This is a genomic window from Streptomyces sp. NPDC058864 (assembly GCF_042742985.1).
Taxonomy (GTDB): Bacteria; Actinomycetota; Actinomycetes; order Streptomycetales; family Streptomycetaceae; genus Actinacidiphila.
Genome location: NZ_JBHYMQ010000025.1, coordinates 53,539 through 67,201, shown reverse-complemented (window position 1 = coordinate 67,201; position 13,663 = coordinate 53,539). Strand labels below are relative to the sequence as shown.

The following is a 13,663-nucleotide window of genomic DNA, read 5'->3' as shown; positions in this document are numbered from 1 at the left end:
CGTCACAGCGGAAGTGCCTACTTCTTGAAGCCGTAGTTCATGAGCTTCGTCGCGTCCGTCGCACGGCTGGTCGCCGAGGAGGAGGCGAGCACGGTCCCGATGACCGTCTTGCCGTTCCGGGTGGCGGCGAAGACCAGGCAGTACTTGGCCACCGCGCCGGAGCCGGTCTTGACCCCGATGGTTCCGGAGTAGCTCTTCAGCAGCGTGTTGGTGTTCGTCCACGACATGTAGCGGTAGCCACCGCTCTTCGTGGTCACCTTCTGCTTCGTCGACGTCGTCTTCACGACGGTACGGAAGGTGGAGTACTTCAGCGCGCTGCTGGCGAGCTTGGTCAGGTCGCGGGGCGTCGAGTAGTTCGCCCCGTTCCCGATGCCGTCGAACGAGTCGAAGTGGGTGTTCTTCAGACCCAGGCTCTTGGCCGTCGAGTTCATCTTGCCGATGAACGACTTGACCCGTGCGGCCCGCGTGGAGCCGGTGCCGAACTTGTCGGCGAGGGCGTACGCCGCGTCGCAGCCGGACGGGAGCATCAACCCGTACAGCAGCTGGCGGACGGTCACCTTGTCGCCCACGATCAGGCGCGCCGAGGAGGCGCCCTTGGAGACGATGTAGTCGCTGTACGCCTTCTGGATCGTCACCTTGGCGTCAAGGTTCAGATTCGGCTGGGCGAGCACGACACGAGCGGTCATGATCTTGGTGGTGGAGCCGGTGGAACGACGGGTGTCGGCGGCCTTCGAGTAGAGGGACTTGCCGGTTCCGTTGTTCATCACGAAGCCGCCCTTGGCGGTGATCGTGGGCACCACCAGTGTGGCGGCCTGCGCCGGGGCGGTGAGCGCCCCAGCGGACAGCACCGCACCCGCGGTGACGGTCACCGCGACCGCACGGGATGTGATTTTTATGCCGGTTTTCAAAATGTATACCCCAAATGTTCTACGGGTCGACGGCACAACGAGGCCGTCAACGCAGTAGGACTTCCGAGGTGGGCAAAGGGATGTACGAATCCGCGGAGAACTTTTGACGTCTTCCCGCGGTGCGTGCGGGGTGGTCCGCCCGTGCCGGAAAGCCGACGGCCCCTCCGGGTGAACAGCTCTCGTTCACTCGGAGGGGCCGCCGGCGGTAGGACGTTCCCAGGTGATCGGCGGGACCCTGCCGCGGCCTCACGGGACACGGCGGGTCCGGCCGTCACATGGGCCCTATGACCGGGGGATCCACATGGGGTTCGCCCACTCCGTCGCCGGCGCCCAGAATCCCGCGCCGCCCGCGGAACCCGTGCCGTCGCCTCCGCTGCTCAGCAGGTCGGCTGCCACGGTGGTGCGGTCACCACCGTTGCCGCCGGCCGCGACCGGCCGGTCGTCGCGGTCCGTGGGCTGGAACCCGACCGTGTAGGTCCGGGTGACCGAACCGTTGGCCGAGGTCACCTTGATGGTGCGGGTGGTGAACCGGTGCCCGGCCGACGACAGGACCGAGCTGCCGTCGGTGACCTTCACCCGCGCGCCGGACTCGGCCGGTACGGCGGACAGCGCCGGGATCTTCCTGTTCTTCGGCCAGTCCACGACGTACGTGGACACGGCCGGGTCGAACCCGTCGATGGCGACGCCTCCGACGGTGATCGCCTTGGCGTCGGCAACACTGGCCTTGGTGGCGTCGGTGTGGTTCGTCACCTTGACCGATCCGTCGGCGTTGACGACGACCTTCGCCGCCATCGCGGCCGACAGGTTGATCCGCTCCCAGCTCGCTCCGCCGTCCGCGGTGAGGTCCAGCGGGGAGCCGGAGTCCGTCGCGGTCTGCTCGAGGATCTGGGTGCGCTGAGCGGTGGTGAGCTCCGGGAAGGCCGTGATCAGCAGGGCCGCCGCGTCGGACGGCGCCTTGAGGGCCTGCCCGGACTCCCCGACCCGGGAGAACCCGTAGTCCAGGCGCTGCGTGTACAGGTCGACGTGCTGCGCCGTGCTCATGCCGGCGTAGGAGTCGCCCGCGCATGCCTCGAGGGTGTCGCCGTAGCCCTCCTTCTCGCAAGTGGCGAGCAGCACGTTCTCCATCTCGGTGTGGGCCTGCGTCAGCAGCTTCGCGAAGTCGGGGTCCGCCCATCGGTGGGCGACAGTGGCCTGTGCGGCGATGCGGCCGCCCATGACGTCGAGCGGGTAGTGGAACCCGAGGACGATGCGGTTGTCCCCGTACTCCGAGGTGCGGGCGAGGATCGACGGTGCCAGCTCCGGCAGGAGCGTGGCGAGGACGGTCCCCGCCTCGTAGCCGCCGTAGGTGTGGCCGCTCGGGTACGAACCGCTGGTGGTGAGGCTGCCGTAGGAGCCGTCCTGCGACTCGTAGACGGCGCCGCCGTCGCCGACGAACCCGAGCCGCACGTACGGGCGCTGGTAGCCGAAGTGGTCCTTCGCCGCTCCGCCCATGTCGAGGCCCTTGGTGACGCGCGAGAACAGCGCGCCGGTCTTCGGCAGCCGGCCGCCGTTCAGGGCGTCCAGGTAGATCTGGCCGAGCCGGGAGCCGAGGCCGTCGGCCATCGTGACGGTGGAGCTGTTGGTCGCGTCGACCTCGGCCCGGTCCACCTCCTTCTGCGTCGCCGCGTTGTTGATGCGCACGGCGATCCGGTCGTTCTCGGCGGTGGGCGGGGTGCCGCCCGGCACCTTGGTGTTGGCGGCGAGGATGCCGGAGTCGAGGTCCTCGAAGCCGTTGAGCAGCCCGTAGAAGTAGTCGGTCCCGTCACCGGTGCCCGGCCACTTGTCCGACGCGTAGGTGGCGTTGAGCGTGTCGTCCGGGAAGGGGGACGGCTCGTAGGCCGGGTCGGAGGCGTCCGCCTCGGCGGCCGCCGAGGTGGTCACCGGCGCGGTCGCGGCGGTGTCGTCCGAGGTTCCGGCGAGGGTGACCGCGGTGACGGTGGCCGTGTGGGCCTTCGTCTTGCCCGTGGTCGTGAGCAGCGTCGTGCCCGTGGTGGCGGGAACGTGCGCGGTGGTTCCGTCGTCGAGGGCCACGGTGTAGCCGATGACCGGGAATCCGCCGTCGCCGGCCGCCCGCCAGGTCACGCGGACCTGCTTGCCGTCGGTGATCACACCCGTCACGGCCGGCTTCTGCGGCTTGCCGCCGCCGGTGACCACGGGTGCCGTGGTGGCGCTGGACTGAGAGGTGCCGACGGAGTTCACCGCCTGGACGCGTGCCGTGTAGGACCTGCCGGACCGCAGCCAGGTGAAGGTCGTGCTCCGGCTGTCCGGATCGTCGACCCTGATCTGGTGGCCGTCGCTGAGGGTGATCCGGTAGCCGGTGACCGGTGAGCCGCCGGTGTCCTTGGGTGCGGACCAGGCGACGGTCACGCTCGTGCCGGACGAGGTCGCCGAGACCGCGTCGGGCGCGGCCGGCACCGTCCTGGGCTTCGTGGTGAGCGCGGACATCGCATGGTGGAGGGCGTCGTACCGGGTGGTGAGGGTCGCGTCCGTGGCCGCGTCGTCCGCGACCGCGGTCTTCGCCGCGGCGAGTGCCGCGGTGAACGCCTGCCACGACGCGTCCGTGTAGCGGTCGTTGTCGAGGGCCGACGCGGTGGTGACCAGGTCCTCCAGCTTCAGCCGCGGGAGCGGGACCAGCTGGCCCGCGGCCAGGGTGAGGCTGCGGGTCTGCGTGTCGACCTCGAGCTGGGTCGCGTCGTCGGCGGCGACGAGGGTGCGTGCGGTCGCGAGTTCACGTCCGTACACACCGAAGTCGATCGCGTCGTAGCGCGCCGCGTCGGCGGAGAGCCCCTCGTACTGCTCGATCGCCTTCCGCAGGGCGGACTTGTCCGTGACGGCGGGCGTCTCGACGTGGTTGAAGGTGATCCGGCCCAGGTTCGCGACGTACGGGTGCGAGGAGTCCGGGGTGGTCGTCAGCCGCAGGTAGACGGTGTGCGTGCCGGTGACGGCCTTGGGCAGCGTCAGGCTCGTCGTCCCTCCGGACGACCACGCGGATCCCGTGACCGGCAGCGGCACGGTCGCGTACGGCGTGCCGGGGTTGGCCGTGTCGAAGGAGTCCAGGTAGAGCTGGACGGCGGAGCCGGTGCCGCAGCGGGCGGAGTTGTTGACATAGGTGATCGTGACGGTGCTCTTCGGGGAACCGCCGAAGTCGACGTCCCCGTAGTTGACCCAGGCGCCGTTGTAGGTGCCGCCGAGGTCGGTGGTGGAACCGGAGCCGGTCCAGCCGACGGGCTCGCTCTTGAGGCCGCCGCCGCTGTTGGAGCGCCACGCGGTGGCGTCGAAGCCCACGGGGGCGTCGGCGGTCTGCGTCAGGGCCAGCGAGTAGACGTTGCCCACGTAGGGCTGGGAGGCGGTCTGCGTGCTGGAGACGAACGCCGCGTACACGTCCTGGACGCCGGTGAAGACGCTCGGGTCGAGGTGCACGCTCGTGGTGGCGATGGTTCCCCAGCCGGAACCGCTGTAGTCCAGCGGGATGTCGACGCTCTTCGCACCGTCCTTCGAGCCGAGGTGCAGCTCGATGTGCGAGTCCGACGCCGCCCGCGACTGGGGCTTGTCGTAGCGGACGGTGACGGTGTCGGCGCCGTTGCGGAGGTTGGTGTCCTTCCACTGCGCCCACGCGCCGTTCGTCACGTTCTCGAAGATGCCGTTGCCGAGGTTGAGCGGCAGCGAACCGTTGCCGGTCGCGGTGCTGTTCACCGCGGTCAGCGTGGCGAGCGTGGTCGTGGGGGACGTCGAGACCTCGTACGGCGAGAACTGGTACCAGTCGAAGTTCGACACCCACTGCTGACCCGACGGGGCGTGGAACACGAACGTCGCGCTCTTCGCGCCCAGCAGGGCGTCAGGGTCGGTGACGGCCGCCTGCACCGTGTTCCAGTACTGCCAGCCTCCGGTCCCGGGGAGCGAGACGGTGGCGACGACGGGGCCGTCGGCGGCGCCGGCGTGGATGTCGACGCTGCTGGGCTTGGCGTTCGTCGGCTGCGAGTTGGCGTAGCGGACCGAGATCGTCCGCGGGGCGACCCCGCCGAAGTCCAGCTTGGTGAACCGCTCCCACGATCCCTCGGTGACGCCACCGAGGTTGCCGTCCGAGTTGTTCCGCTCGCTGACGAGGCTGGGGCCCTCCTTCTGGTCGGGGCTCTCGGCCTGCAGCACGGCGTAGCCGCCCTCGTCGATGGTCAGCCCGTCGATGGCGGTCCGCAGCGCGTCCTGCGCGGCCATGATCGTGCCCGTCGCGGAGCCGGTGTCCGCAAGGACGGTCCGCGCGCGCTCGAGGGCCGACCGGAACAGGTTCCAGGAGCCGTCCGAGTAGTTGGCGCTGCGCACCACGGACGCCTGGTCGACGAGTGCGCCGAGGGCCTTGCGGTGCACCGCGGCGGCGGAGATGAGGAGCGGGTCGGTCGGGGATATCCCGGTGCCGCTCACGGTCGAGGCCCCTACGCCGTGGGCGAAGGCCGCGTCGCGGAAGGTGATCCCGAAGCGCGCGTCGACCTGGGTGATGCCGGTGAGGGACAGCGTCGCCGTCCGCTTGTCGCCGACGCGCAGGTCCGCGGTGACGCCCTTCGGCAGGCCGGTCACGCTCGCCGCGCCGGTCTTGGTGAGGCTGGTTCCCTTGTGGGCGTCGAAGGTCGCCGGTCCGTCCAGGGTGAGCTTCACGCTGCCGTCGACGGTGCCGTCGGCGGTGGTGTCGACGGTGCCCGGGCGGGCCGAGACGACGGTGTCGCCCTTGTCCGTGCCCGTGTCGCCGTCACCGGTGTCGCCCCCGTCGGTGTTCAGCGAGTACGCGGGCTTGGTCTTGGCACCCCACTGGGAGGGCTTGGAGCCCATGGTGAAGTCCAGCGTCCCGCCGGAGATGATCTGCGAGTAGTCGAGCCACGTGTTGTCGAACCGCTTGCCGTTGAGGGTCGCGTTCTGCACGTAGTAGTTGCTCGGGGACACGCCGTCGGCCTTCACCGTGAACTTCGAGCCGTTGGCGTAGCTGATCGTCGTGGAGTCGAAGAACGGGCTGCCGATCTGGAACTGGCTGGAGCCGGCGGTCACCGGGAACAGGCCGAGCGCCGCGCCCACGAACATGGTCGACATGGTGCCGGCGTCGTTGTCCATGGTCGGCAGGAAGCCGTTCGGGGACAGCTTGTAGACCTGGGTCTTGATCGGCGGGGTGAACTGGCCGCCGGAGCTGGGGGCCTCGTTCGTGGAGCCCGTCGCGATGTAGCGGTTCCAGGTCTCGCCGGTGTAGATGGCGCGCACCCACTTCTGCGTCAGGCTCGGCTCGCCGACGTAGTTGAAGAGGTAGGGGGCCTGGAGGTCGATCTCGTTCGCGTTGGAGTGCAGCATGGTCGAACCGTCGTCGACGGTCGAGTCCTCGCCGAACATGTGCTTGACCGCGGCCTTGCCGGCCTTCTCGCCGCCCATGGCCTCGATGAGACCGCCCATGTCGTACGCGTCGTACCAGTGGTACTGCCAGAGCGTGCCCTGGTAGAGGCCGGCCGCCTCGAACTTCTCGTAGTCGGCGCTCTGCCAGTCGCCGTTCGCGGCACGCGGGGTGAGCAGACCGACCTTGGTGCCGTCGGCCGCGGTCCAGGCGCCGGACTTCACGAGGTTGTCGATCGCCATGGTCGACTGCGCGCGAAGCTTCTCCGCGTCGTCCTTCTTGCCAAGCGCGTCGGCGATGACGGACAGCGCCCACTGGTCGTAGCCGCGCTGCACGGTCGTACCGGGGTCACCGGTGACGTAGCCCTGCCGCAGCTGCGTACCCGTGTAGTAGCCGGAGTACGACAGCAGCGCCGGGTACGCCTCGTCGAGCCGGTCGAAGTTCTTGTAGCCCTTCGACAGCGCGTCGGCGACCAGCACGGCCGAGCGCTCCCAGCGCACGGTCGGGACCGAGTGGGTCAGGCTGCCGAGGCTCTTGCCGGAGGCGCGCGCGTCGGCGAAGAGCTCGATCAGCGACTGGATCATGTCCCGGTAGGTGGCCGGGTCGATGTAGGCCTCGACGGAGTACTTGCGGAAGTCGTCCCAGGTGGACCAGCCGTCGTAGTACGTGAAGCCGTTCGCCTTGTGCACCGCTCCGTCCGCGCCGCGGTACGTCCCGCTGGTGCTGGTGGCGTTCACCGGCAGCGCGTACATGCGGTACAGGTGCGTGTAGAACTCCTTGGTGAGCGTCGACCCGGGGTCGGACTTCGCCGAGGCGCGCACGTCGACGGCGCCGAGCGCGCTGTTCCACTCCGCCTTCGTCCGCGCTCGCGCCTGGTCGAAGGTGAGGTCGCCCACCTCGTTGCGCTGGTCGGTCGCGGCCTGTTCCGCGCTGATCGGCGACAGCGTGATGCGCAGCTCGATGTCGTCCCCGTGGGACTTGTCGAACCCGAGGACGGCACCGGTGTCGGCGCCGTCCTGCTCGGTCGCGTCGCTCAGCTTGCCGTCGGCGCCCCAGCTCTTCAGCGAGGTGACGGGGACGTTCGTGGTGGCGTCGTAGTACAGCTTGTACGAGGCGCCGTTGAACGATCCCGCGATGAGGCCGGTGATCGACGTGGTCCCGTCCGGGAGCGTCGTCGCCTTCATCGTCGAGCGGGTGCGGCTGGTGAAGTTGTTCGCGAGGTCGAGGACGAGCTCGGGGTCCGACCCGGCGGGGAAGCTGAACCGCTCCAGCGCCGTGCGCGTGGTCGCGGTCACCTCGGCCTTGATGGTGCCGGGGTCCTGCGTCACCGCGGACCCGGTACCGGAGATGGCCCCGAGGCCCACCTGGTAGTAGCCGGGCGTCGCGGTCTCGTCCGCGTGGCTGTACGCGTGCGCGTACGTGCTGGGCGCGGGGCGCTTGTCGTACCGCACGGAGGTCGGGACGACCAGCAGGTCGCCACCGCCTCCCGAGCCGCCGACGCCGTCGAGGTTCGTCGCGGTGAACCCGGCGATGTGGTCCTCGTTGTAGTCGTACCCGGGGTGGTTGCGGTTCGGCGTGGTCAGCGGGCTGACCTTGGCCAGGCTGTGCGGCGCCTGGGCGCCGGGCAGGTCGTTGCCGTCGTCGCCGGCGGTCGCCACGAACGGGTCGACGAGCTTGGTGTAGTCCGTCCCGCCGGACCCCGTGGACGTGGTGGCGGCGGGCACGGCGGCGGCCGCGCCGCCACCCGCCAGCGCGCCGAGGCCGAGCGCACCGGTCAGCAGTGCGGCGACGGTCGCGCGCAGCGGCCGTCGGCGCCCGCGCGCGGTTCCCGGAAGGACCGCGGGGGGCAAGGGGGGATGGGATCTGATGGACACGTAACCTCTCCAGCGTCGCAATACGCACGCACGGTTCGGCCTCACCAGATGACAACGTTGTCAGCCCCGGACGCCGGGCGTGCAACCCAGAGCGAGACGGCAGTGGACGGACGGGATCGTACCCGCCGCGCTCACGGCCGTCTGCCATCAGATACGGAAAAGGCGTACGGGAGGCGAACGGAATTCGCACAGAAGGTGCGTGGCGGATGCCATGTCCGGACACCGGCCACATTTCCGCCACCTGTCGGCGATCATCCGACCCCGTCGTCGGGCTCCGGTCAGGCCGTCCGCTCCCAGAGTTCCTTCCACCGCAGCGATCTGATGGCGAGGAGGCGCCGGTCGGGGTCCGTCCGCTGTGAAGCGAGACTCACCCCGCACCGCGCGCACACTCGTCGCCGCCGCAGGCCCTCAACGCGGGATGCCGGTCCCGATCGGGATCACAGAACCGAGAACGCGTGCCACCACGGTCGGCAGTGGTTCGGCGTGGAGTGTCGGCGTACCGCGGCACGCACAGTAGCCGAGAATCGGAAGCTCGTAAGTGGTCAGCGCCGTGACCTGCGGCCGGGACGACAGCAGTTGTCGGCGTCGGGGCGTCGTGGTGTGGCCTCGATCGGCGCGGAGACGGCGCGGCGGCGGCCCGGGAAGGCGCGCTCCGGGTGGGACGATCTCCTCGGAGGGCGCGTATGGACATGTTCGAACTGATGGCATGGCTGGCCGAGCGCGGGGTCACGACCGTTTTCAAAGTCGATGGTGACCGCATGCTTGAGCACAGGAAGGCATGGATGGTCGTCGTCAGCGGTGGGGCGCTCGGCGAGGACTCGTTCTTCCGTGCGGACCTGGCCACGGCCGACGCATGTCTCGACGCCTTGCTCGCGCACCTGGAAACCAAGGGCTTGTCACCCTTCGCGTGACCGCCCCGGACCCTGCCCGCCGGCGGCGGGCGGCGCCGGTCCGCCGCAACCGCGGCGTCTGGACCGCCGGCGTAGGTCCCGCTCACCTGCACGGAGCGACCCCGCGTCACGGCAACGCGCGGGTGAGCCAGACGACTTCGCCGTTGTCCTCCGTGGAGACGTGATCCCGCTCGAACCCGAGCTTCTCAAGGACACGCAACGACGGCGCGTTCCACGTGCCGACGGTCGCCCAGAGCCGTTTCCGCCCGGTCGCCGCAGCGGCCTCGAGCACCGCGCCGGCCGCCTCGGTGGCGTAGCCACGCCCATGCACGCGCTGGAACAGCTCATAGGCGATTTCGGGCTCCTCCACGGTGGAGCGACCGATGATCAACCCGCAGTAGCCGATGAAGTCGCCTTCCTCACGGCGCTGGATGGGCAGCAGGGCGAACCCCGTGGTCTCCGTCGCGGCGAGCAGGTCGGCGATGCCCGTCCGGGTCTGCTCAACGGTGGGCGTCCCCTTGCCGCGTTCGGCGAGGAGGGCGCTGAACTCATCAGCGTCCGAGTCCGCCCACGGCCGCATTATCAGCCGCTCGGTCTCGAGGTGGAACGACATCGTCTCGTACGCAGGCATGCCCCCTACTGTGCCCCACCGGTCATCAGGCACCAACGACGACCTCCCCGGTGAAAGTCCCGTGACCTCGCCGACGGCCATCGGTAACACTGACGCCATGACCGTTGATCGTGAGGCTGTCCGGGCCGGCTGGAACAAGACGCGTGCCCACCTCGATGCCGCCCGGGGCCAGCTCATAAAACAACCAGGCACAGATCTCTCAGCGACCCTGGAATTCCTGGAGCACAACGAACTGGGACTTGCCTTCGACTGCCTGGTCGAGCTCGGCACGGACCTCGATCTCGACCTGCCCCTCAGTTTCTGGCAGCACCTGGACCGAGCGGCTCGTGAGATGCGGCTCTACAGCGATGCGCTGCGAAAGCCCCACCTCACGGCTGCCGACCTCTGTCGCCGTCACCTCGCCGCTGCCTCCGAACAGGAGTGAAGCGCCAACCCGGTGCAACCTGGCGGTCACAGCACCAAGGGTTGTCCGGCCATAATCACGAAGTCCGGGGCAGAACTCGCCGATGAGCGGGGGACCGTACTCTGGGTTGAGCCACACCCGCGGGGCCGCCGATGGAACGAGAGTGCTCGGTGTTCCTCCGGGGCCCCGCCCCCTTGGGGCACTCTGAGAGTGGTGCAGCCGGCGGGGCGCTTCTCCGGCTTGGCCCGCGTAAGGGTTGAGGGACCTCATCCGGGCATGAGACATGTTCGCGCGGTGAGGTGAGACGAAGAACGTGGATCGACCGAGCGGGCATGGACGCTCGACTACCCGCGACGTCAGCCTCCCCGCCCAGACGGTTTGAGCTCCAGGGACGTGGCCGTCGTCGTTTCTCCGGCGAGCGGCGAGGTACTCGGCTGATCAGTCCCAATCAGACGCAGGCTGTTCGACTCTGCCGCCTTTGTGCGGTGTGGGGATGTACTCGTGAGGACCGTCGGGCAGCACGTCGACACATGCCGCTGAGCAGGCGTTGATGAGCAGGGGCAGTACATCAGTGGCCACACGCAGGGAGATCCACATCTGATGGAGTCCGCCCTGTTCCAGCGGGCGGTCGCAGACGCTGCAGCTGTGAATGGTGGCGGTGCCCCAGCGCCGGGGATCCAGGTTTCCCAGGTCGAGGTTCGTGACGAAGTTCAGGGAAGCCTGCAGTCGAGGGAACGGCGGTCGCACCTTGTAGTTACCGAACAATGCGCGCGTGCTCACCGTGCTGCGGGTCAGCTTCTGGCACCGGGTGATCTCGTACGGGAACCAGTGCAGCCGGTAGGACGTGTAGGGCGTGAGTTCCTCCAGGCTGGTCATCGCCCCGATCTCGGGTGGGATTCGGACCAGGTTGCTGCCGTAGAGCACCAGGTGCTTGACCGCGGTGAGCTGGGCGATGCTCGGCGGCAAGGTGACGATCTGCCGCCGCTCCTCCGGGGTGAGCTCAATCAGGGGGCGGAACTCTTCGCGCTTGTCGGCGGCCGCCTCGTCGACCATCTCCAGGAGACGCTGCCATCCTGGAGCGGAGGGGTCCTGGCGCTCGGAGTGAAATCCGACTCGGGCTCTCGGATGAGGCCTGGACTGGTCGAAGCACGAGCAGCTGTCCTGGCGGGCCCCACGCCGACCTGGGACCGGATCCGACGTGTCGCCCCAGCAGTTCACATGGATCCGTGGCTCTCCTTCGTTCGTCATGGTGCCAAGATACGAAGGTTCCCGCAGGCCGCCTCATTGTTTTATCGGGGCGGGGGCACAGTCGGCGTGCTCGAACATCTGGCTGAGGACGCTGACGCTGCTGATGGGGAATGACACGAGGTTCCACAAGCCGGGCTGTCAGACATGGGTGCGGTGCCATGCCGTGCGGCCACGGATCTCGAACAGTTCTGGAATCTGATCGAACAGGCTCGCGGCAAAGTCGCCCATGTGGCAGATGACAAGGACATCGCCCACCACGCCACTGCGCTGCTGGCTGCCGACGAGCCCCAGCAGATCCTGTGGGACCTGATGGGTGTCTCTTACCAGCGGGGCCTCGTGCAACGGCAGGGCGGCGTTCTCGGTTCTGAGGCGGCCGCTCCGGACGGCGCTGTGCCCGAGGACCCGATTCGCTTTCCCGCACCTGACGTCAACCGCGGTGCGATGCCCCGCGCGCCCCGGCGACCGGTGCCGACCGGCTCGACGCCGGGCCGTCCTCCTCACCCTCACCACGGGCCGCGGCCTTCACGATGTCCGCGGCGACCGGTGAGGGCAAGAACGCCGCCAGCAGCAGACCGCCGAGGAGCGCGCCTATGGCGATGCCGAACGAGATCCGGAAACCGCTGATGGTGGGCACGACGAGGGTGCCGGACCGTACCGAGGTGCGAGCCAGCACCATGCCGGTGACGGCGCTGGACATCGATGTGCCGACGGAACGCGCAAGGGTGTTAAGCCCGTTGGCCGCCCCGGTCTGCGTCTGGTCCACCGCCCTGACGATGAGAGCCGGAAGGGCGGAGTACGCGAGACCGATGCCGGCGCCGACGACCACCGCCACGGCGACCGTTTGCCAGACGGCGCTCATCAGACCCATTCCCGCGCCGTAGCCGATCCCCATGACGATCATTCCGGTCATCATCGCGGCCTTGGGGCCCCAAGTGGCCAGGATACGGGAGTACACCGGGGTTACCAGGATCATCATGATGCCGATCGGCGCCACGCACAGACCGGCGACGACCATCGACTGGTCGAGCCCGTACCCACCGGAGGTGGGCAACTGCAGCAGTTGCGGCAGGACCAGCGTGATCACGTAGAACGCGATTCCCAGCATGAACGCGGAGAGGTTGGCGAGCAGCACTTCGCGACGGGCGGTCGCCCTCAGATCTACCAGCGGCGTGGACATCCTGAGCTCCGCCGCGCCCCAGAGAAGCAGGATGAGAACTGCGAGAACGAAGAGCCCCAGAGTGGTGGGCGAACTCCACCCCCAGGCAGCGCCCTTGGTGATCGCCAGCAGCAGGGCCACCAGTCCGGCACTCAGCCCAATCGCGCCCGGCCAGTCGAACCTGCCCTTGGCCCGGACCGGCGACTCAGGTACGAGGGAGAAAGTGAGTGCCATCGACAGCAAGCCGAGCCCGGACGAACCGAAGAACAGGAAGTGCCAGTCAACGTGCTCGGCGACGAGGGCTGCGGCGGGCAGTCCCAGTGCGCTGCCCATGCCGATGGAAGAACTCATCAATGCCATCGCCGTACCGAGCTTCTCTCGTGGCAGAGTGTCCCGGAGAATTCCGATGCCGAGCGGAATGGCGCTTGTGGCAAAGCCCTGAAGGGCCCTGCCCGCGATCATCGTGGCGAGGCTGTCGGTGAAGGCGCAGAGCATCGACCCTGCGATCATGATCGCGAGGCTCGTGAGCAGCATCCGACGCTTGCCGAACAGGTCCCCGAGGCGACCCATGATCGGCGTGGAGACGGCGCTGGCGAGAAGCGTCGAGGTCAGGAGCCAGGTGGCGTTGGCCGCGGACGTGTGCAGGAGACCCGGAAGATCGGCCAGGACCGGAATCAGCAGCGTCTGCATGACGGCGACGGCGATTCCCGTGATGGCGAGGCTGGAAACAATCGTTGCGGTGTGACGTTCTCCGGGGACCGGCCGAGTCCCCGAATACAAAGTATTTGTCCTCTTCGGCACTCGCGTGACCTCCAGGTAGGAAAGGATGCGGGCAGTGACGCGCCCGCGACGTGGTCGGTGAGATCTCCGGGCGCGTGCCGTTCAGGCGACGGCGGAACATGCGGTGGGAAGCCGGCCGGGCGGCACAGCCGGCACCGGCGAACGCTCTCCTTGCGGAATGACGCGAGCGAACGAGCGGGCGGCGTGGTGAATTGGTCTTTGCGGCCACCTCGGCGTGCGCATGCACCCTCGGCCCATGCGGCCAGTGCGGCCAGTGCACGGTGCCGCCGCCCATCACGCCCGCAGCGGCGTATGGATGGGCGGCGGCACCCGTGCGCCCCTCGGGGGGTGCGGCCCGTTCCCGTCTCGGCC

Annotated in this window: 8 protein-coding genes; 2 read left to right on the top strand and 6 right to left on the bottom strand. The window is 68.8% G+C overall.

The window, feature by feature from the left end:
* Positions 1-17: 17 nt before the first annotated feature.
* The gene (locus ACFW3D_RS20565; RefSeq protein WP_500505660.1) at positions 18-869 is read right to left on the bottom strand and encodes a D-alanyl-D-alanine carboxypeptidase family protein; all 852 of its coding nucleotides are present in this window, start codon (positions 867-869) and stop codon (positions 18-20) included.
* A gap of 321 nt (positions 870-1,190) precedes the next feature.
* Positions 1,191-8,159, bottom strand: a complete 6,969-nt coding sequence (locus ACFW3D_RS20560; protein WP_500505659.1) for a glycoside hydrolase domain-containing protein — start codon at positions 8,157-8,159, stop codon at positions 1,191-1,193.
* Between the two features lie 707 nt (positions 8,160-8,866).
* Here ACFW3D_RS20560 and ACFW3D_RS20555 point away from each other — a divergent pair.
* A complete protein-coding gene (locus ACFW3D_RS20555; RefSeq protein ID WP_500505657.1) occupies positions 8,867-9,094 on the top strand; it encodes a hypothetical protein in 228 nt (75 codons plus the stop codon).
* Between the two features lie 106 nt (positions 9,095-9,200).
* Here the strand turns inward: ACFW3D_RS20555 and ACFW3D_RS20550 are convergent, their stop codons facing one another.
* A complete protein-coding gene (locus ACFW3D_RS20550; protein ID WP_500505656.1) occupies positions 9,201-9,704 on the bottom strand; it encodes a GNAT family N-acetyltransferase in 504 nt (167 codons plus the stop codon).
* A 97-nt stretch (positions 9,705-9,801) separates the two neighbouring features.
* On the opposite strand from ACFW3D_RS20550, the gene ACFW3D_RS20545 reads away from it, so the two are divergent.
* Positions 9,802-10,128, top strand: coding sequence for a MafI family immunity protein (locus tag ACFW3D_RS20545; protein WP_500505655.1), 327 nt, complete (start codon positions 9,802-9,804; stop codon positions 10,126-10,128).
* Between the two features lie 417 nt (positions 10,129-10,545).
* On the opposite strand, the gene ACFW3D_RS20540 is transcribed toward ACFW3D_RS20545, so the two are convergent.
* The 3 genes from ACFW3D_RS20540 to ACFW3D_RS20530 all read right to left on the bottom strand — a co-directional run bounded on the left by ACFW3D_RS20540 (position 10,546) and on the right by ACFW3D_RS20530 (position 13,291).
* The gene (locus tag ACFW3D_RS20540) at positions 10,546-11,160 is read right to left on the bottom strand and encodes a leucine-rich repeat domain-containing protein (protein WP_500505654.1); all 615 of its coding nucleotides are present in this window, start codon (positions 11,158-11,160) and stop codon (positions 10,546-10,548) included.
* A 333-nt stretch (positions 11,161-11,493) separates the two neighbouring features.
* On the bottom strand, positions 11,494-11,697 hold the full coding sequence (locus tag ACFW3D_RS20535) for a hypothetical protein (protein ID WP_500505653.1): 204 nt from the start codon (positions 11,695-11,697) through the stop codon (positions 11,494-11,496).
* An 85-nt stretch (positions 11,698-11,782) separates the two neighbouring features.
* The gene (locus ACFW3D_RS20530; RefSeq protein WP_500505693.1) at positions 11,783-13,291 is read right to left on the bottom strand and encodes an MFS transporter; all 1,509 of its coding nucleotides are present in this window, start codon (positions 13,289-13,291) and stop codon (positions 11,783-11,785) included.
* Positions 13,292-13,663: the final 372 nt, after the last annotated feature.

Coding starts and splice junctions, on each gene's coding strand:
- ACFW3D_RS20545 (WP_500505655.1), top strand. CDS start 9,802: ATGACCGTTGATCGTGAGGCTGTCCGGGCCGGCTGGAACAAGACGCGT.
- ACFW3D_RS20555 (WP_500505657.1), top strand. CDS start 8,867: ATGGACATGTTCGAACTGATGGCATGGCTGGCCGAGCGCGGGGTCACG.
- ACFW3D_RS20550 (WP_500505656.1), bottom strand. CDS start 9,704: ATGCCTGCGTACGAGACGATGTCGTTCCACCTCGAGACCGAGCGGCTG.
- ACFW3D_RS20540 (WP_500505654.1), bottom strand. CDS start 11,160: ATGGTCGACGAGGCGGCCGCCGACAAGCGCGAAGAGTTCCGCCCCCTG.